Raw genomic sequence first — 18,837 nt, forward strand, 5'->3', positions numbered from 1 at the left:
GTTCATCGTTGACAAGCCGTCACGTTCGCAACTAGATTGGCATATATTCCTCATTTCTGAAAGACATCTATCAGAACTGTGCATCTCTAGAGACGGAGGCCTCGTGGAGGACGCCATCGCCGAGCTCGATACCGCACTGGGCCGCGCCCCGATCGTGCCCGTCGTGGTACTCGAGAAGGTCGCCGACTCGCTCCCAGTCGCCGAGTCTCTACTGCGCGGGGGCGCTACCGTCGTGGAGGTCACGTTGCGAAGCGACGCCGCACTCGAGTCGATCACGCGCATCACCGAACTCTGTCCCGACCTCATCGTCGGTGCTGGCACGGTGCTCACCGCGACCGATGCGGAACGCGCCGCGGCTGCTGGTGCCCGCTTCCTCATCTCCCCAGGCTTCACCGACGACGTCACTTCACGCGCTGCCGAGCTCGGGATCCCCGCGATTCCAGGGGTCGCGACCGCAAGCGATGTGCAACGGGGGGTCGCCGCGGGAATGCGACGATTCAAGTTCTTCCCCGCCGAAGCGAACGGCGGCGCTTCGGCGTTGCGGGCTCTGCGCGGGCCATTCCCCGACGTCACGTTCGTGCCGACCGGTGGGATCGGCCCCGATAACCTCGCCGACTATTTCGCGACAGGCAACGTTTGCGCCGTAGGCGGCAGCTGGATGGTGCCAATCGACGTAATCGCCCGCGGCGACTTCACGATGATCGAACGGCTCACGCGCGAGGCGCTGGCCACCATCGCCGAGGCGTGCACCGCGAAGTAGCTGTTTCCCCCCTCGCTGGACATCGGAAGGACGAAACCCAATGACCCCTCGACAGGTGACCGGCGGACAGCTGCTGGTCGACAACCTCATCGCGCACGACGTAGACACGATCTTTGGCATCCCCGGTATCCAGCTCTATGAACTTGTCGACGCCCTCTTCGACGCCCGTGAGGGACTCTCGCTCATCGCCCCGCGCCACGAGCAGAGCACGACATACATGGCCGACGGATACGCCCGAGTTACCGGCAAGCCGGGCGTTGCGATGGTCGTGCCCGGCCCCGGCGTACTCAACGCCACCGCGGGCCTTGCGACTGCACTCGCGTGCTCGTCTCCCGTGCTTCTCCTCTGTGGGCAGCTCGACTCGCAGCTGATCGATGACAGGAAGTACGGCGCGTTGCACGAGATCCCCGACCAAACAGGAATCCTGCGGTCGTTGACGAAGTGGGTCGGAACGGCTCGAGACGCCCGCGAGATCCCCGACCTCGTCGCGCTCGCCTTCCATCACCTGAACACGGGCGTTCCAGGCCCCGTGGCACTCGAGGTACCACCGGATGTGCTTGCTGCCCGCGTCGAGACTCGCACAGCGTCTCGAATCGTTCCGGCCGAAGCCACCTTCCCGCGTGACAAACTCGAGTCGATCGCAGCGCTGATCGCTCGCAGTGAGCGACCCTACATCCTCGCGGGCGGCGGGGCACAGGCCGCAGGCGACGCAATCCTCGACTGCGCGACGCTCCTGGGTTGCCCAGTAATCCAAAGCCGCAACGGTCGCGGCGTTGTCGACGCGACGCATCCACTCGTACTCGACCCCTACGCGAGAGCAGAGGTGATCTCCGACGCCGATCTCGTGATCGTGATTGGCTCTCGCATGGGCACAGGCGCCGGTGGCCACATCGATCTCGGCACCGGGAACGTCATCAACATCAACGCCGAGGTCAGCGACCTCGGCTACCCACGACCAACGACTGAGCACGCGCTCCTCGGCGATGCTCGAGTCGTAACCGAGCAGATTGTGGATGCGCTTCGACGCCTCGGCAGCGCACCCGCGAGCACCTGGACCCAATCCGAGATCGAGCGCATCCGAACCTCGGCGGCCCAGCAGCTGGAGCAAGTGTCGCCGCAGCTCGAATACCTTCGGGCAATTCGAACGACACTGCCCGCAGACACCGTACTCGTGTCTGAGTACACGCAGGTTGGTTATGTCTCCACCATCACCTACCCGGCGAGTTCGCCGCGATCGTTCATTTCCCCCGGCTACCAGGGCACGCTCGGGTACGGTTTCGCGACCGCAATCGGCGCGCAGGTCGGTGCGCCTGACCGGCGCGTCGTCTCGATCTCGGGTGATGGCGGGTTCTCCTGGACCCTGCCGGAGCTCGCCACCCTCGCTCGCTACCGCATCCCGCTCATCGCGATCGTGTTCAACGACGGCAGGTACGGCAACGTGTACCGTTCGCAGAAGTATGCATACGAGGGTCGAGTTCTCGCCAGCGACCTCACAAACCCTGACTTCATGCGGCTCGCAGATGCTTACGGCGTGGAATCGTTCCGGGTCCACGACGCGGGCGGGCTTCGCGACGCCCTATTCGAGGTGGCGAAGCGCGATGCGCCAGCGCTTATCGAGGTGGAGGTCGACGAGTTTCCGTCACCCTGGGCGTTGTTCGACGAACCCGGTCAATGAGCTGCCGACGCACCGCGCTGCCGCCCGAAGCAGGAGTGAGCTACCGCACGAGCGAGCGCAGTCGGCGCAGGGCAACCGACAGCGGCGCGAGCGCCACGTCGTCCTCCTCCTGCAGCGTCGTGAGCACCTCGGCGAGCACGTCCTGCCCCGCGGTCGCACCGCCCGCGAACCAGGCGTCGACGCGGTCGTTCGCGGCGCCCGCTTCGGTCGTGTGCAGCACCGATTCGGTGAGCTCGATCATCACGGCGTAGAGGTCGTCGCTGAGCGACGCCCGCGCCATCGAACCCCAGCGGTCGCGCTGCGGCAGGCGGGCGACCCCGCGCTGGAACTCGTCGATGCGCAGGCGGTCGCCGAGCGCGAAGTACACGCCCGCGACTTCCGCCGCCTCCCGGCCGTTAGCCTGCGAGTCCTCGATGATGTCGAGGAAGGGGAACTCGACGAGGTCAATCAGCGCGGCACCCCAGCTCGCGAGCGCTTCGGGCGCACCGTCGTCGACCAGCGACGCCACACACGCCTCGTAGGCCGCGAGCGACTCGCCGCGCAACAGCTCGCCGACGCGACCGGTTAGCTGCGCGAGCGGCTGCTTGAACCGCTCGATTTCGGCGCCGATGTTCACTCCCGCAGGGCGGTGCTGCACGAACCAGCGCGAGGCCCGGTCGAGCATCCGCCGCAGGCCCAAGTAGAGCTCGGCCTGCACGTCGGTGGCGAGCAGGTTGTCGGTCTCCTCGACATGCGACACGAACCCGGCGAGGTCGTACACCTCACGCGCCACGATGTAGGCGCGAGCGATCTGCTCGTTTGACGCGCCGGTCTCGTCGGCGGCTCGGTAGGCAAACGTCACGCCGCCGCGGTTCACGAGCCAATTCACCACCGAGTTCACGATGATCTCAGCGCGCAGCGGATGCGCCTCCAGCTCCCCGGCGTATCGCTCGCGAATCGGCTCCGGGAAGTACTCGGCGAGCGTCGAGGCGAGCCACGGGTCACTCGCGAAATCACTCTCGATCAGGTCATCCTTCAGTGCGAGCTTCGCGTAGGCGAGCAGCACCGCGAACTCGGGGCGCGTGAGCTCAGAGCCGTTCGCGACCCGTTCCGCGACCTCGGTGGTCGACGGCAGGAACTCAAGCTCCCGGTCGAGCAGCCCGATCGACTCGAGCTGCTCCATGAGCCGCTCGTGCGAGGGGAGCATCTCGACACCGTTCGCGCGCGAGTTACCGATCAGCGCGTTCTGCTCGTAGTTGTCGCGCAGCACCTGCACTGCGACCTCGTCGGTCATCGACTGCAGCAGTTCGTCGCGCGCGGCGCGGTCGAGCACGCCCGAGCGTTCGACGGCGCTGAGCAGAATCTTGATGTTCACCTCGCGGTCGGAGGTGCCCACGCCCGCCGAGTTGTCGATGGCGTCGGTGTTGATGTGAACGCCGGCCGCCGCGGCCTCGATGCGCCCCCGCTGGCTCGCGCCGAGGTTGCCGCCCTCGCCCACGACCCGCACGCGCAGCTCGTTGCCGTTCACGCGAATCGCGTCGTTGCCGCGATCGCCGATCTCGTCGTTGCTCTCGGCGCTCGACTTGATGTAGGTGCCGATCGCGCCGTTCCACAGCAGGTCGACAGGAGCGAGCAGCACGGCCCGCTTCAGTTCGAGCGGGCTGAGCGTCGTCACGGATGCGTCGATGCCGAGCGCGGCGCGCATTTCGTCGGTCACGTCGACCGACTTCGCCGAAAGCGGGAACACTCCGCCACCGGCCGACATCACCGAGCGATCAAAGTCGTCCCACGACGAGCCCGGCAGCTCGAACAGCCGCTTCCGCTCGGCGAACGAGGCCGCCGCATCCGGGTTGGGGTCGACGAAAACGTGGCGGTGGTCGAACGCCGCCACGAGCCGGGTGTGCTCGCTTCGCAGCATGCCGTTCCCGAACACGTCACCCGACATGTCGCCGATACCCACCGCAGTGAACTCCTCCGACTGCGTGTCGAGGTCGAGCTCGCGGAAGTGGCGCTTCACCGACTCCCACGCTCCGCGCGCGGTGATCGCCATGCCCTTGTGGTCGTAACCGGCCGAGCCGCCAGAGGCGAAGGCGTCGTCGAGCCAGAACCCGTACTCGCGCGAGATCGCGTTCGCGATGTTCGAGAACGACGCGGTGCCCTTGTCGGCGGCAACCACGAGGTACGGGTCGTCGCCATCACGACGCACAACATCCGTCGGCGGAACGATGTCGGCGCCGTCGCGGTTGTCGGTGAGGTCGAGCAGGCCGCGGATGAACGTGCGGTACGCCTCCTTGCCCGCCTCGAGCCACGCTGCGCGGTCGCTCGGCGCGGGCAGCTGCTTCGCGTAGAACCCGCCCTTCGAGCCCGCAGGCACGATGACGGCGTTCTTCACCATCTGCGCCTTCACGAGGCCGAGTACCTCGGTGCGGAAGTCCTCTCGGCGGTCGCTCCACCGCAGCCCGCCGCGGGCCACCTTGCCGAAGCGCAGGTGCAGACCTTCGACCTGGGGCGAGTACACCCAGATCTCGGCCATGGGATGCGGCTTCGGCAGCTCGGGCACGCTCGCGCAGTCGAGCTTCATCGAGACCCACGGCTTGGGCTGCCCCGCCGCGTCACGCTGGTAGAAGTTCGTGCGCAGCGTCGCCTCGATCACGCCCATGAATGAGCGCAGGATGCGGTCCTCGTCGAGGCTCGCAACGTCGTCGAGCGCTGCGGTCACCTGAGCGCGAATCTCGGCAGCAGCATCCTCGCGGTCGCCCGTGAATGCCGGATCGAATCGCGCCTCAAACAGCCGCACGAGCTGCACCGCGATGCTCGGGTTCGCGATGAGCGCGTGCTCGAGGTATTCGACCGAGAAGGCCGACGAGGTCTGCCGCAGGTACATCGCGATCGAGCGGAGAACGACGATTCGGCGCCAGTCGAGCCCACCTCGCAGCACGAGCGAGTTGAGCTTGTCGCTCTCGACCGCGCCCGACCAGACCGCCTGAAACACGGCCTCGAACTCGTTCGCCGTGGCCTCGTCGCCCCAGGAACTCGACGACGAGGTCAGCCCGAAGTCCGAAAGATGCAGGGTCACGCCGTCGGTGAGCGTGACGTTGTACGGGCGCTGCTCGACAACGTCGACGCCGAGGTCGGTGAGCACCGGCAACACCCGCGTGAGCGGGAACTGCTCTCGCGAAGCCAGCGTGAAGAACCGCTTGTGCTCGTCGTCGCGTTCGGTGCCGTAGAGGTGCACGGCAAACGAGGTGTCGTCGTCGAGCTGGTCCATGAGCCCAATGTCGCGCACGGCCTCAACGGGCTCAACCTGCTCGCGATAGCCAGCCGAGAACGCCTCGACGTAGCGGCCAAGCAGCGCCCCGTCGTGCGATCCTCGTCGAACGTCGCGTGGAGCGCTTCGACGAGCCCCTCGGTCCAGCTGCGAATCGTGCGCTCGAGCTGCGTCTGCAATCGCGACTCATCGACGTCGGGCAGTGCCTCGCCCGCGGGCATCCGCACCGCGTAGTGCAGCACTGCGAGCGCCGAGGGGTCAACGTAGATCGACTGTTCCACCTGCCCCGTGCCAAACTCGCGGCGCAGCAGCTGGTCGATGCGCACCTGCACGTCGGTGCTGAATCGGTCGGAGGGGAGGAACACGAGCGCTGAGACGAAGCCGCCAAACGCGTCGGTACGCAGGAACAGCCGTGCGCGGTGCTGATTGCGCAGGCTGCTCGCCTCAACGGCGACCTCGAGCAGGTGCTCCTTCGAGTCTTGGAAGAGTTCCTGCAACGGGTAGTGCTCGAGCACCTGGCGCAGGTCCCGGCCCGAGTGCGCGTCGCGTGCGAAGCCCGAGGCCTCAAGCACGTACCGCACCTTCTCACCCACGATCGGCAGGGTCGCGACCGGCATCGCGTACGCCGAGCTTCCGAAGAGCCCGATGAAGCGCCGCTCCCCCGTCACCTCGCCCGCGTCGTTGAACGTGCACACGGCGATGTGGTCGAAGTGCAGGTCGCGGTGCACCGTCGCCCGCAGGTCAGAGTTCGTGATTGTGACGAGCCGCTGTGCGGTCGGAGCAACCTGCGGCATCACGTCGCCGGTGACCGCCGCTGGGTCGCGCAGCACGCCCGTTGCTCGGGCTCAACGCACCGGCCGTAGCCGCGTTCTGAGGACACGGCGCGACCAGCGACGAAAGGCGCTGTCAGGATCGCGCCACCTGTACGCCAACGCGCCACCCAACGCCACCCCGAACGATGACTAGCAAAGAAGTGGCGCGATGAGCGACAAGGGGCGCTGTCAGGTTCGCGCCACTTGTAGGTCAACGCGCCGCTGACGGGTCTGCACGTCAGCGACGGCGGGTCAGCGACGGCGGTAGCGGGCGGCGCGTCAGCTCGCGCTGTCGAGCGTGTCGAACCACCGCTGCGCCTCGGCGTAGTTCTCGTCGCTCGCGGCCGGGTCTTCGTCGACGCTCGACGCGGCGGCGCGCGGGTACGAGCCGAGGAACTTCACCGAGGGGCTGTAGCGACGCAGGCCGAGCAACGCATCCGCCACCCGCGCGTCGTGGATGTGCCCGTCGAGGTCGACGACGAAGCGGTAGCGGCCCGGCTGCTCGGGAATCGGCCGCGACGTGATCATCGAGAGGTTGATGCCGCGGGTCGCGAACTGCTCGAGCATCGTCATGAGCCCGCCGGGGCGCTCCTCAGGCAGCTCGACGATGAGCGAGGTCTTGTCGCGACCGGTGCGCGCGGGCACGTCGGTGCGCGTCGTCACAAGTGCGAAACGGGTGCGGGCCTGCGCGTTGTCTTGAATGTCGTCGGCGAGCACCTCGAGGTCGAAGCGCTCTCGAATGTTCACGGGCGTCACCGCCGCGTCGATGATGTCGGGGCGGTCGAGCATCACCTCGGCGCTCGCGATGTTGCTCGAGGCGGCGACGTGGCCGTGCCCGGGCAGGGTGCGGTGCAGCCAGCGTCGGCACTGGCCGTAGGCGACGGGATGCGCGGCGACGGTGTGGATGTCGTCGAGCGTCATGCCCGGGCGCACGGCGAGCGAGAAGCGCACCGGCACGACGTACTCCCCCACGATGCGCAGGCCGTCCATCGTCGCGAGCGCATCCTGCGACGCCGTCACGCCGCCCTCGATCGAGTTCTCGACGGCGATCATCGCGGCGAACGAGGTGCCCGTCTGCACATCCATGAGGGCCTCGAGGACGTTAGCCACGGGCTTCCACTCTTTGCCCTCGGCCTCGGGCGCGAGGCGGAGCGCCATCTCGGTGAAGGTGCCCGCCGGGCCCAGGTACGAAATGGTCTCGGATGCGCTCATATGTCGAGCCTATTGCAACCAAATACTGTCAGGATGAACCCATGCATGAACGAGCCGGCACAGTCGCACTCCCCGAAGACCTCATCGACGTTGATGACCTCATCGGCGCCTATTACCGCAATGTTCCGAACGTCGACGAGCCGACGCAGCGCGTCGCCTTCGGCACCTCGGGACACCGCGGTTCGAGCCTGACGTCGTCGTTCAACGAGACGCACATTCTCGCCATCACGCAAGCCATCGTCGAGTACCGCACCGAGCAGGGCGTCACCGGCCCCCTGTTCATCGGCCGCGACACGCACGCGCTGAGCGCTCCCGCCGAAGAGACCGCGCTCGACGTGCTCGCGGCGCACGGCGTGAACGTGCTCGCCGATTCGAACAACTCGTGGGTGCCGACGCCGTCGCTCTCGCGCGCGATCGTGGCGTACAACGCCGACCCGGCCCACGCATCCGCCCAGGCCGACGGCATCATCATCACCCCGAGCCACAACCCGCCGCAGGACGGCGGCTTCAAGTACAACCCGCCGCACGGTGGCCCCGCGGACACCGACGCGACGAAGTGGATCGAGAACCGCGCGAACAACCTCATCGCGAACGGCAACGAGGGTGTTGAGCGCACGAACTCCGACGGCAAGATCGGTCGCTACGACTTCCGCACCGAGTATGTGAACGACCTCGCGAAGGTGATCGACTTCGAGGCGATCCAGCGCGCCGGCGTGCGCATCGGCGCCGACCCGCTCGGCGGCTCGAGCGTCGAGTATTGGCAGGCGATCGCCGACACCTATGGCATCGACCTCACCGTCGTCAACCCGAACGTCGACCCGCGCTGGCCGTTCATGACGCTCGACTGGGACGGCAAGATCCGCATGGATCCCTCGAGCCCCTCGGCGATGGCCTCGGTGCTCGCACACCGCGAGGACTACGACATCCTCACGGGCAACGACGCCGACGCCGACCGCCACGGCATCGTCACCCCGGCGCACGGCCTCATGAACCCGAATCACTACCTCGCGGTCGCGATCGACTACCTCGCGACGCACCGACCCGGCTGGTCGGCGGATGCGGGCATCGGCAAGACGCTCGTCTCGAGCTCGATGATCGACCGCGTCGTCGCGAGCCTCGGCCGCAAGCTCGACGAGGTGCCGGTGGGCTTCAAGTGGTTCGTGCCCGGCCTCAGCGACGGCAGCGTCGTCTTCGGCGGCGAGGAGTCGGCGGGTGCGTCGTTCCTCACCCTCGAGGGCACGACGTGGACGACCGACAAGGACGGCATCCTGCTCGCCCTGCTCGCGGCCGAGATCATCGCCGTGACGGGCCGCTCGCCCTCGCACTACTACCAAGACTTGGTCGCGAAGTTCGGCGACCCGGCCTACCAGCGAGTGGATGCGCCGGCCACGCCCGCGCAGAAGTCGAAACTCAAGGCGCTCTCGGGCGACGCGGTGACCGCGACCGAGCTCGCGGGCGAGCCGATTCTCGCCCGCCTCACCGAGGCGCCCGGCAACGGCGCGGCCATCGGCGGCCTCAAGGTCGTCACCGAGAACGCCTGGTTCGCGGCGCGCCCGAGCGGCACCGAGGACGTCTACAAGATCTACGCCGAGTCGTTCAAGGGCCCGGAGCACCTCGCGCAGGTGCAGGCCGAGGCGAAGCAGATCGTCGACGCCGCAATGGCGTAGCGCCGAGGGCGCCGGTGGGCTGAGCTAGCCCACCGGCGCCACCTCGGGCTGCGGCTCGGCGGCCATGTCGCCGTTGATCGTGATGCCGGCGGAGTACTCCATCGAGAAGCCGTCGCCGTCACCGTTGTCGCAGCTCACGCCGGTCGAGTAGTTGATCGAGCAGGTGTACGGGCCCGCGGTGATCGGGGTGTCGTAGCCGAGCGCCTGGCCACCGCCAAAGCCGCCGGTGAGGCACGGGTAGGTCGCGCCGTCGGTCGTGACGCCAACGGATGCGCCGGAGTAGAGGCCGTTCTGGCACATCTCGGCGGGGGCGGCGAAGTTCGTCGCGGTGAGCTGGCAAGCGACGCCGGTCTCCTGCGTGATCTGGCAGCGGATGTTGCCCGAGCCCGACTGGAACGTGACCGGGTCGAACGACTCCTGAGTCGGCTCGGCCGTCTCAGTTTCGGACTCGGTCGGCCCGCCGTCGCCGAGGTTACCGCCCACGGTGGGTGAGGTCGACTCGGTGCCGGCCGAGGTCTGCGTCTGCTCACCCTCGGCGGCCGGGTCGCTGTCTCCGCTGCCGAAGAGCGCATTGATGCCGAACGCGCCGATGATGAGCACGACGGCTGCGGCCGCGGCGATGAGGATCGTCATGACGCCCTTGCGGCGACGCTGCACCTCCTGCGGCGTGTACTTCGGCTCGCCGTTTTCGGGGCCCTGGGGGCCAGATCCGCCGGCGCCACCCGGGCCGGTCGGGCCGCCGGGACCGCCGCCTGCCGCGACGCCGGTGCCCGCGCCGACGGCGGTGGCACTCTCGGCCGCGCGGCGGTCGGATGCGCGCCAGTCGCGCGTCGATGCCGGCGAGGTCTGCTGGTTGCGCGCGGACTGCTGCTCGGAGTCGTCGAACTCTGACATGAGGCTGTCGAAGTTGAGCTCGCGGTCCTGGGAGTCCTGTGAGGGCTGCTGGTGGGATGCCTGCTGCTGAGGTGGCTGCGGAGGCTGAGGCTGGGCCCAGCCTTGCTGCTGCTGCTGCTGCTGCTGCTGCTGCTGCTGCTGGGGAGGCTGCGGCTGTGCCCAACCCTGCTGCTGCGACTGCTGCTGGTTCTGCTGTGGGAGCGGCGGCAGCGTCGGCATCGACGAGCCGGCCGCGGCCTGCTGTTGGGCTGCTTGCTCGGCCTGTTCCTGTTCGGCGCGCGCTTGCTCCGCACGGGCCCGTTCTGCTTGTTCCTGTTCGGCACGGGCCTGCTCCGCAGCGGCCGCGGCCTGCGCCTGCTGCTCCTGCTCGGCCTGCTCCTGCTCGGCCTGCGCGCGCTCGGTCGGCGCATCCGCGAAGAACGCGTTCGCGCGCTCCTGCTGCTCGCGCTGCTGGGGGTCGATCTCCGCCTGGGGCAGGGGCGCGAAGGACGACTCGGCACCGCTCGGCGCCTGCTGCGGCGCCTGGAACTGCGGCTGCTCCTGCTGGCCATCACTCTGCTGCCCGCGGCCCTGCTGCACGTCGTCCTGCACGTACTTCGGCGAGGAGATCGGGTGGTCGGCCGGGTCGTCGGGCAGGCCCTCGATGAGCTGCGTGAAGGTGGCCTCGTCAGCGACGCGACGGCGGTCGGGGTCGACCTGCCAGGTCTCGGCGGCGCGGGCGCGCTCTTCCTGCTCACGCGCATCCTCGCGCTGACCGGCGGGGTTCTGCCCAGCATCCTCGGCACCGAGCGCGTTCTGGATGTCCTCGAGCGACATCTGGCGCGTCTTCGGTTCAACGGGCTCGCCCGACTCCTCGAACGGCGAGGCCGCGGGCGCCGACTGCTGCGGCGCGGCGGTCTCGGGCGGGATCGACGGCTGCGCGGTCGCCTCGTCGACGTGCTGCGGGAACATCGGCGGCACCTGCCCGGTGTCGCCGGCCGCAACGTCCTCGACCGGGCCGGTCTCGAAGACGTTCGGGTTGAAGCGACGCCGCGAGCGCCGCGACGGAAACTCTTCGGGGGCCGCGGGCTGCGCCGGCGCATCCTGCTGCGGCGCGCTCGACTTCGGCACGAACTGGCTGAAGAAGTCGTCGTCTTCGCCGAACCCGGCGTCGGCCGCTCCGACCGCGAACGGGTCTGGCGATCCGCCGCCCGGGCGGTGCATCACCGAGTTGCGCTCGGCCGCGTCGCCGGGCTGCGCCGACTCCTGCGTGGTCGCTAAGCGACTGCCACACTCGCCGCAAAAACGCTGGCCCGCGACGATGGTGGCCCCACACACGGGACAGGTCTTGTTGCTCATCATGCCTCCTGTCGCCAATTTACCGCGGCGAGGGGCAGAACCTCGGCAATGTCGTGCGGGCGGCGTACAATTCATCAGCCACCGACCATATGATGCACGGCGCGGTGCGACGCGAGGGGGAGTTTCTGCATGGCGAAGAACCGGGCCCACCAGCCAGCCACCTCGCAGATCCTCACCAAGCGCAGCATCCACCTCGTCCTCCTCAGCATCATCGTGTCGATGTTCCTGTCGGCGCTGAACCAGACCGTCGTCGGCACCGCGATGCGCACGATCGCCGACGAGCTCGGCGGCCTGTCGCTGCAGGCGTGGGTGACCACCGCGTTCCTCATCGCCTCGACGGTGAGCACGCCGATCTACGGCAAGCTCTCGGATGTGCTGGGTCGCCGGCCGCTCATGCTCACGGCCATCGTGATCTTCGCGCTCGGCTCGGTGCTGTCGACGTTCTCGCAGGACATGATTCAGCTCGCCGCCTTCCGCGCGGTGCAGGGCCTCGGCGCCGGCGGCCTCATGTCGCTGCCGCTCGCGATTCTCGCCGACATGTTCGCGCCGAAGGATCGCGCCCGGTATCAGGGCCTGTTCATGGCGGCGTTCGGCGTGGCCTCGGTCGCGGGCCCGCTCATCGGCGGCCTGTTCGCGGGCATGGATGAACTGCTCTGGATCTCGGGCTGGCGCTGGGTGTTCCTCATCAACGTGCCGCTCATCGCGATCGCGTTCGTGCTCGTCTCGCGTTTCCTGCACCTGCCCCGCAAGCGGGCGCAACCGCGCATCGACTTCGGCGGCGCCGCGCTCGTCACGCTCATCGTCGTGCCGCTCATTCTCGTCGCCGAGCAAGGCGCGTACTGGGGCTGGACCTCGGCGCCCGCGGTCGTTTGCTACGTCGTCATCATCGCGGCGTTCGTCGGCTTCATCTTCACCGAGCGCTACATGGGCCGCGACGCGCTCATTCCGCTGCGGCTCTTCTCGTCGCGCGCCTTCACGATCGCCGTGCTGCTCAGCGTGCTCGTCGGCTTCGCGATGTTCAGCGTCATGACGACGCTGCCCCTCTACATCCAGGTGGTGATGGAGCTCGAGCCGACCGCCGCGGGCCTCGCGCAGCTGCCGCTCATCGGCGCGCAGCTCATCACGTCCTCGGTCATCGGCTTCGTCTATGCCAGGCTGGGGCGCGCGAAGTGGATCGTCGTGCTCTGCCTCACGCTGCTCACCGTCGCCTTCGCGATTCTCGTCACGCTGCGCTACGACGACCCGCTCTGGAAGCTCTACCTGCCGATGGTGCTCTTCGGCGCCGCCCTCGGCGGGCTGCTGCAGGGCCTCACCCTCGTGCTGCAGAACTCGGTCGACCCGACCGAGATGGGCGTCGCGACCAGCGCATCCTCGTTCTTCCGCTCGATCGGCGGCACGCTCGGCACCGGCATCACCTTCTCGCTGCTGTTCGGCACCCTGACGCAGACGATTCCGGCGGCGCTCAACTCCCCCGCCCACTCGGGCCCGGTCGCCGACGCCCTCGCCGAACAGGCGAAGTCGCCCGACGCCGCGAACGAGCGCATCGTCGAGCTACTGCGCGGCCCGAGCAATCAGGCGGCCGCCGCGATGAACGGCGACACGAGCTTCCTCACCGGCGCCGACGCGCGACTCTCCGCGCCGTTCATGGATGCGTTCAACAACTCGCTCGCCTACGGCTACTGGCTCGCGCTCGGCATGCTCGTCATCGCGCTGCTGCTCTCGTTCGTGCTGCCGAACCAGCCGTTCCGCACGGCCTCGGCGCTGCAAGAGATGCAGCAGCGCGGCGACCTGCGCAGCAACGCGACGACCTAATCAGCGGCACAGCGCGCCCTCGGCTTCGCTCGCTAGCGTGAGGCCATGTCTGATGCTTACACCGTGACGCACGAGCCCGACAACGAGCGCTACGCCCTCTACCTCGACGATGAGGTCGCCGGTTTCGCGCACTACACCGAGACCGAACACGAGCTCGTCTTCGACCACACCGTGGTCGACCCCGACCATCGCGGCGCGGGTGTCGCGTCGGAACTCGTGAAGTCGGCACTCGACGACGTGCGCGACAACAGCACGAAGCGCGTCGTGCCCGCGTGCAGCTACGTGCAGGCGTGGATCGCGCGGCACGAAGATTACAGCGCTCTCACACAGCGCTAACGTTCGTGCCATGGTGCCTCCGTAGCGTGGAAGCCATGAGCAAGCACACGACCCGCACCGTATTCGCCCTGTTCGCCGCACCGATTCTGCTCGGCACGCTGGCCGCGTGCTCGAGCGCCGACTCGACATCGACCGACCCGGCGGCCGACAGCGCCGCTCCAGCCGAGACGGGCACGGCGGTCGAGACCACCGCGCCCGCCGAAACCGCAGCGCCCCAGCCGGATGCGGCGGACGGCGGCAGCGGCACGGTCGACATCGACTACACGACCGCGATCACGACTGCGCAGGATGCGGTTGGTCCGGGCGCGATCGCCGTCGCGCTCGACCTCGATGACAACGACTCCGAGCGCTTCGAGATCGAGGTCGCCTACGAGGGTGCCGAATACGAAGTCGAGGTCGCGGCCGAAGGCACGGCACGCGTCGACGAGCAGGACGAGGAGGATGACGACGACCACGCGCGCCTCTCGGAACTCGCGGTGCGCATGGAGCAGGCGATCGCCCTCGCCCAGACGCACCAGGACGGCGCGATCGACAGCGTCGAGCTCGACACCGACGACGGCGCCCTCGAGTGGGAGATCGACTACGACGATGACGACCAGAGCGCCGACCTCATCATCGACGCAACGACCGGCGACATCCGAGAAGACGACTAGCAGCCGCGCGGCTACGGGACTCGGTTAAGCCAGGCGTCCGTCGCGAACTTCGTACGCACCAGTTCCTCGGCGCGCTCGAGTTCCTCGGGCGTGATCTCGCCCGGGGCACCGCCGTGGAGGTCGAGGAACGTGTCGCGCAGGTGCGCGATGATGTCGGCCCGCGGCATGCCGGTCTGTGATTTCAGCGGGGAGACCCGCTTCTTCGCCGACTTCGTGCCCTTGTCACTCATCTTCTCGCGGCCGATGCGCAGCACCTGCACCATCTTCTCGGCGTCGATGTCGTACGACAGCGTCGCGTGGTGCAGCACGGCACCCGAGCTGAGTCGCTTCTGCGCGGCGCCGCCGATCTTGCCCTGCGGCGATGCAATGTCGTTGAGCGGCTCGTAGCTCGCTTCGATGCCGATGCTCGTGAGTGCCTCGAGCACCCACTCGTCGAGGAAGCTGTAGGACTCGGCGAAGCTCATGCCCGCGACGAGCTCGGCCGGCACGTAGAGCGAGTACGTCACGATCGACCCCGCCTCCATGAACATCGCCCCGCCGCCCGAGATGCGGCGCACGACCTGCACGCCGTACTTCTCGGCGTTCTCGAGGTCGACCTCGTTCTTCACCGACTGGAACGAGCCGAGCACGACGGCCGACTCGTCCCACTCCCAGAAACGCAGCGTCGGCGGGCGGTGGCCCGCGCCGACCTCCTCGGTGAGCACCTGGTCGAGCGCGACTTGCGTCATCGGCGAGAGCGGGCCGTGTTGAATGACCTGCCAGTCGTACTCGCGCCAGTCGCGTGCGCCGAGAATCGCCCGGCGCACGGCGACGGCGACGGCCTCGGGCGAGAAGCCAAGCAGCACCGCGTCCGCGGGCAGCGCGTCGCGCACCGCGCGGGCGATGTCTTCACTCGTGCTCTCGAGCGACAGCCCGTTGAGCGCCGCGTTCACGAGTTCGAGGGCCTCGTCGGGCTCGAGGAAGAAGTCGCCGGCGAGGCGCACGTTCGCGAGCGCGCCGTCCTCGGCGTCGAAGTCAATGACGACAAGCTTGCCGCCGGGAACCTTGTATTCGCCGTGCACGAGTGCCGGCCTCCGATCTTCGGTCGTGTGCGTTAGCGCCCGAGTTCGCTCGGCGCGCGAAGGTGCCAGTCGAGCCACTCGACGAGGTCGGTCGTGGCGTCGGCTCGGTTGAGTTCGTTGAAGACTTCGTGGCGGGCATCGTCGTAGATGCGCAACGTCACGTCTTGCATCCGCGACAGGTGGCGGTAGTACCAGGCGAGCGCCCGGGCGCCGCGGCCGCGGTTCGAGACCGGGTCTTCGCTGCCACCAAGGATGTACATGGGCACGCGCGCGGCGCGGCCCGTGAGCAGCGGCCGCGGCACCGAGAAAGCGCCGAGCACGGCCGGAATATCGAGCATGTCTGACTGGCCGATGTCGAAGCCGTAGCGGTCGTCGATCATCCACTTGATCTCGGCCTTGTCGCGCGTGAGCCAGCTCATGCCATGCCCGTCACCGTCCCACTGCTCGTTGAAGTTGCCGGTGTTCGCGATGCCAGGGATGAGCAGGGTCGTGCCCGACCAGACGACGGCATCGAAGAGGGTCGGGTTGGTGGCGAGAATCTGCTGCCCCATGAGCGAACCCCACGAGTGTCCGAATTCGACGAACGGGATGCCCGGGTAGAGCTCCTTGCCCCACTCGATAACGCGGCGCACGACGCGAATTGAGTCGCGCATCCCGTGCTCGCCCATGACGCCGATGCCCTTGTCGTTCACGCCCGTGCGGCCGTGGCCGATGTGGTCGTTCGCGATGACGGCGTAGCCCGCGGCGGTGAGGTCGTTCGCGAGGCGCTGGTAGCGGCGCGCGTGTTCGCCCGCGCCGTGCGAGATGTGGATGAGCGCGACCGGTTCACCCTCGGGCCGCCACTCGTAGATGTGCACCGAGACGCCGTTCACGTCGAGCAGATGCTCGCGGTAGTCGACCTCGAACCCGTCGTTCGTCGTGTCGATGCCGGGCGTGTAGAAGCGGTCGGCGACGCCCATCAGCCCTCGACTCCTGCCTGCGCGGCCTCCCAGCGAGCGTCAATTACGGCGGTGAACTCGCGCACGAGCAGCGCGATCTCGTCGTGGTTTGCGATGATCGGCGGCGCGAGGCGCACGGTAATGCCGTGCGTGTCTTTCGCAAGGATGCCGTGGTCGAGCAGGTCGAGACAAACATCGTGCGCGCTGCCGATCGCCGGGTCGATGTCGACGCCGGCCCAGAGGCCCGCGCCGCGCACCTCGGTGACGCCGCGGCCGATGAGCGACTCAAGCGCGTCGAAGAGCACCGGGTGGAGCTCCTGGTTGCTGCGCTGCCAGGTGCCGCTCGCGAGTTCGTCGACGACGGCCTGGCCGACGGCCGCGGCCATCGGGTTACCGCCGAAGGTCGAGCCGTGCGCGCCGGGTGTGAGCACACCGAGCACGTCCTCGTTGCCGATGACGGCCGAGACCGGCAGGATGCCGCCGCCGAGCGCCTTCGCGACCGTGATGAGGTCGGGCTCGACGCCCTCGGCCTGGAACCGGAAGGTCGTGCCGGTGCGGCCGAGGCCCGTCTGCACCTCGTCGAAGATGAGCAGCACGTTGCGTTCGCGCGTGATGCGGCGCACCTCGGCGAGGTAGCCCTCGTCGGGCAGGAGGATGCCGGCCTCGCCCAGGATGGGCTCGAGGATGACGGCGACGGTGTCGTCGTCGATCGCCCGTTCGACCGCGGCCGCGTCGTTGAACGGCACGAGCTCGAAGCCGGGCGTGTAGGGGCCGTAGTCGGCGCGGGCCACCGGGTCGTCGCTGAGCGAGACCATCGTCATGGTGCGGCCGTGGAAGTTGCCTTGCATGCCGATCACCTTCTGGCGGCCGTTCTCGACGCCCTTGACCTTGACGCCCCACTTGCGGGCGACCTTGATCGCGGTCTCGTTCGCCTCGGCGCCGGTGTTCATGATGAGCACCTGGTCTTTGCCCGCGAGCTTCGCGAGGCCCTCGGCGAAGTCGCCGAGGCCCTCAACGAACACCGCACGCGACGCGAGCGAGATCGTGGCCATCTGGTCGCGGGCCGCCGCGAGGAACTTCGGATAGGCGTGGCCGAAGGTCGTCGCCGAGAACGCCGAGAGGCAGTCAAGGTAACGCTTGCCGTCGACGTCGGTGACCCAGGATCCTTCGCCGGAGGCGAGCACGATCGGCAACGGTGCGTAGTTGTTCGCCGTAAACTGCTCGACCTTGGTTACTTCCTGCAGCTCGCGTTCGCTGAGTCTGGCCCGCTCATCTGTCATGGGTGCAAGCCTAGCGCGCACGCGCCGGGCGCCCCATGAACTCGGGGCACCCGGCGCGAGGCAGGCACTGGCTAGTTGCCGTCCTTCGAGACGAGGATCTTCACGGCCGTCTCGTTGTGGTTGATGAGGGTGTCGAAGCCCTTCTCAACGAGGTCGTCAAGCGCGATCTTGCCGGTGATGAAGGGCTTGAGGTTGACCTTGCCCTCCTCGACGAGCTTGATCGTGTCGGGGTGGTTGTTCACGTAGGCGATCGAGCCGCGCATGTCGATCTCCTTCATGACGAGCTTGTGCATGTCGAAGTCGGCCTTGTGGCCCCAAATCGAGACGATGAGCAGCACACCGGTCGGGCGCAGCGCATCCATGAGCGTGTCGAGCACGACCTGCACGCTCGTGGCCTCGAACGCGACATCCGCACCCTTACCACCGGTGCGCTTGCGAATCTCCTCGGGCACGTCGACCTCGCGCGGGTCGAACGCCTCGTCCACAACGCCCGCTTCGAGCGCCTTCTGGCGGCGCAGCTCGCTGAGCTCTGAGACATAGACGGTGACGCCGATCGCCTTGAGCACGGTCGCGGTGAGCAGGCCGATGGGGCCCGCGCCGCCGACGAGGGCGGTCTGGCCGGCGACGGCACCCGAGCGGTCGACCGCGTGCTTCGCGACCGAAAGCGGCTCGATGAGCGCGGCCTCGTCGAGGGGGATGTCCTTCGAGATCTTGTGCACCCAGCGCTCGCGCACGACGATCTTCTCGGCAAGGCCGCCACCGCGGCCGGCGAGGCCGATGAAGTTCATGTTCGGCGAGAGGTGGTAGTCGCGGCTGCTCGGGCCGGTGTCGACGTCGTCGGCGATGATGTACGGCTCAACCACCACGTGGTCGCCGACCTCAACGCCCGTGACGCCCTCGCCGACCTCGTAGACGACGCCCGACATCTCGTGCCCGAGCGTGACCGGCGATTCCTCGCCGGAGATCGGATGCGGGTGGCCCTGCGGCGGGCAGAAGATGGGCCCGTCGAGGAACTCGTGCAGGTCGGTGCCGCAGATGCCGCAGTAGGCGACGTCGATGCCGACCGTGCCCGGTTCGACCGTGGGTGCCTCGATGTCTTCGATGCGAATGTCGTGGTTGCCGTAGTAACGAGCTGCCTTCATTTCACCCTCC

At 68.1% G+C, this 18,837-nt stretch carries 13 protein-coding genes and 2 pseudogenes; 6 read left to right on the forward strand and 9 right to left on the reverse strand.

Going from position 1 to position 18,837, the window contains the following annotated elements:
* Positions 1-103: 103 nt before the first annotated feature.
* Both eda and M3M28_RS11565 read left to right on the forward strand, forming a co-directional pair.
* Positions 104-760 (forward strand): bifunctional 4-hydroxy-2-oxoglutarate aldolase/2-dehydro-3-deoxy-phosphogluconate aldolase, encoded by a 657-nt coding sequence (gene eda, locus M3M28_RS11560; RefSeq protein WP_249386599.1) that lies wholly within the window; start codon positions 104-106, stop codon positions 758-760.
* 40 nt (positions 761-800) lie between these two features.
* Positions 801-2,435, forward strand: a complete 1,635-nt coding sequence (locus M3M28_RS11565; RefSeq protein WP_249386600.1) for a thiamine pyrophosphate-dependent enzyme — start codon at positions 801-803, stop codon at positions 2,433-2,435.
* Between the two features lie 40 nt (positions 2,436-2,475).
* Here M3M28_RS11565 and M3M28_RS11570 read toward each other — a convergent pair whose 3' ends face one another.
* The 4 genes and pseudogenes from M3M28_RS11570 to pheA all read right to left on the reverse strand — a co-directional run bounded on the left by M3M28_RS11570 (position 2,476) and on the right by pheA (position 7,706).
* Positions 2,476-5,682: an NAD-glutamate dehydrogenase gene (locus tag M3M28_RS11570; RefSeq protein WP_349305332.1), complete on the reverse strand. Its 3,207-nt coding sequence runs from the start codon at positions 5,680-5,682 to the stop codon at positions 2,476-2,478.
* A 33-nt stretch (positions 5,683-5,715) separates the two neighbouring features.
* A pseudogene (locus M3M28_RS12770) lies at positions 5,716-5,862 on the reverse strand (hypothetical protein); the annotation flags it as partial.
* A 20-nt stretch (positions 5,863-5,882) separates the two neighbouring features.
* Positions 5,883-6,476: pseudogene (locus M3M28_RS12745) on the reverse strand (NAD-glutamate dehydrogenase); the annotation flags it as partial.
* A gap of 297 nt (positions 6,477-6,773) precedes the next feature.
* Positions 6,774-7,706, reverse strand: a complete 933-nt coding sequence (pheA, locus tag M3M28_RS11575; protein ID WP_249386601.1) for a prephenate dehydratase — start codon at positions 7,704-7,706, stop codon at positions 6,774-6,776.
* 41 nt (positions 7,707-7,747) lie between these two features.
* Here pheA and pgm point away from each other — a divergent pair, with 41 nt between their 5' ends.
* Positions 7,748-9,373 carry a phosphoglucomutase (alpha-D-glucose-1,6-bisphosphate-dependent) gene (pgm, locus tag M3M28_RS11580; RefSeq protein WP_249386602.1) on the forward strand — a complete coding sequence of 542 codons (1,626 nt, stop codon included), beginning with the start codon at positions 7,748-7,750 and terminating at the stop codon, positions 9,371-9,373.
* A 24-nt stretch (positions 9,374-9,397) separates the two neighbouring features.
* On the opposite strand, the gene M3M28_RS11585 is transcribed toward pgm, so the two are convergent.
* The gene (locus M3M28_RS11585) at positions 9,398-11,605 is read right to left on the reverse strand and encodes a zinc ribbon domain-containing protein (RefSeq protein ID WP_249386603.1); all 2,208 of its coding nucleotides are present in this window, start codon (positions 11,603-11,605) and stop codon (positions 9,398-9,400) included.
* Between the two features lie 129 nt (positions 11,606-11,734).
* Here M3M28_RS11585 and M3M28_RS11590 point away from each other — a divergent pair, with 129 nt between their 5' ends.
* Genes M3M28_RS11590 through M3M28_RS11600 form a run of 3 tightly spaced genes read left to right on the forward strand, consistent with a single transcriptional unit; the run spans position 11,735 to position 14,406 of the window.
* Positions 11,735-13,417 carry an MDR family MFS transporter gene (locus M3M28_RS11590; RefSeq protein WP_249386604.1) on the forward strand — a complete coding sequence of 561 codons (1,683 nt, stop codon included), beginning with the start codon at positions 11,735-11,737 and terminating at the stop codon, positions 13,415-13,417.
* Positions 13,418-13,462: 45 nt separating this feature from the next.
* Positions 13,463-13,753: a GNAT family N-acetyltransferase gene (locus tag M3M28_RS11595; protein WP_249386605.1), complete on the forward strand. Its 291-nt coding sequence runs from the start codon at positions 13,463-13,465 to the stop codon at positions 13,751-13,753.
* A 35-nt stretch (positions 13,754-13,788) separates the two neighbouring features.
* Positions 13,789-14,406, forward strand: coding sequence for a PepSY domain-containing protein (locus M3M28_RS11600; protein ID WP_249386606.1), 618 nt, complete (start codon positions 13,789-13,791; stop codon positions 14,404-14,406).
* Between the two features lie 11 nt (positions 14,407-14,417).
* Here M3M28_RS11600 and M3M28_RS11605 read toward each other — a convergent pair whose 3' ends face one another.
* The 4 genes from M3M28_RS11605 to M3M28_RS11620 form a co-directional block, all read right to left on the reverse strand.
* On the reverse strand, positions 14,418-15,467 hold the full coding sequence (locus tag M3M28_RS11605; protein WP_249386607.1) for a lipoate--protein ligase family protein: 1,050 nt from the start codon (positions 15,465-15,467) through the stop codon (positions 14,418-14,420).
* A gap of 32 nt (positions 15,468-15,499) precedes the next feature.
* Positions 15,500-16,426 (reverse strand): alpha/beta fold hydrolase, encoded by a 927-nt coding sequence (locus M3M28_RS11610; protein ID WP_249386608.1) that lies wholly within the window; start codon positions 16,424-16,426, stop codon positions 15,500-15,502.
* Positions 16,426-17,685, reverse strand: a complete 1,260-nt coding sequence (rocD, locus tag M3M28_RS11615) for an ornithine--oxo-acid transaminase (RefSeq protein ID WP_249386609.1) — start codon at positions 17,683-17,685, stop codon at positions 16,426-16,428. Before rocD ends, M3M28_RS11610 begins: the two co-directional genes overlap by 1 nt.
* Before the next feature lie 71 nt (positions 17,686-17,756).
* Positions 17,757-18,827 carry a 2,3-butanediol dehydrogenase gene (locus tag M3M28_RS11620; protein ID WP_249386610.1) on the reverse strand — a complete coding sequence of 357 codons (1,071 nt, stop codon included), beginning with the start codon at positions 18,825-18,827 and terminating at the stop codon, positions 17,757-17,759.
* Positions 18,828-18,837 lie beyond the last annotated feature (10 nt).

Source organism: Gulosibacter sediminis, from assembly GCF_023370115.1.
GTDB classification, from domain to species: domain Bacteria; phylum Actinomycetota; class Actinomycetes; order Actinomycetales; family Microbacteriaceae; genus Gulosibacter; species Gulosibacter sediminis_A.

Coding starts and splice junctions, on each gene's coding strand:
- M3M28_RS11610 (WP_249386608.1), bottom strand. CDS start 16,426: ATGGGCGTCGCCGACCGCTTCTACACGCCCGGCATCGACACGACGAAC.
- M3M28_RS11565 (WP_249386600.1), top strand. CDS start 801: ATGACCCCTCGACAGGTGACCGGCGGACAGCTGCTGGTCGACAACCTC.
- rocD (WP_249386609.1), bottom strand. CDS start 17,685: ATGACAGATGAGCGGGCCAGACTCAGCGAACGCGAGCTGCAGGAAGTA.
- M3M28_RS11585 (WP_249386603.1), bottom strand. CDS start 11,605: ATGAGCAACAAGACCTGTCCCGTGTGTGGGGCCACCATCGTCGCGGGC.
- M3M28_RS11590 (WP_249386604.1), top strand. CDS start 11,735: ATGGCGAAGAACCGGGCCCACCAGCCAGCCACCTCGCAGATCCTCACC.
- M3M28_RS11600 (WP_249386606.1), top strand. CDS start 13,789: ATGAGCAAGCACACGACCCGCACCGTATTCGCCCTGTTCGCCGCACCG.
- M3M28_RS11570 (WP_349305332.1), bottom strand. CDS start 5,682: ATGGACCAGCTCGACGACGACACCTCGTTTGCCGTGCACCTCTACGGC.
- M3M28_RS11595 (WP_249386605.1), top strand. CDS start 13,463: ATGTCTGATGCTTACACCGTGACGCACGAGCCCGACAACGAGCGCTAC.
- pheA (WP_249386601.1), bottom strand. CDS start 7,706: ATGAGCGCATCCGAGACCATTTCGTACCTGGGCCCGGCGGGCACCTTC.
- M3M28_RS11620 (WP_249386610.1), bottom strand. CDS start 18,827: ATGAAGGCAGCTCGTTACTACGGCAACCACGACATTCGCATCGAAGAC.
- pgm (WP_249386602.1), top strand. CDS start 7,748: ATGCATGAACGAGCCGGCACAGTCGCACTCCCCGAAGACCTCATCGAC.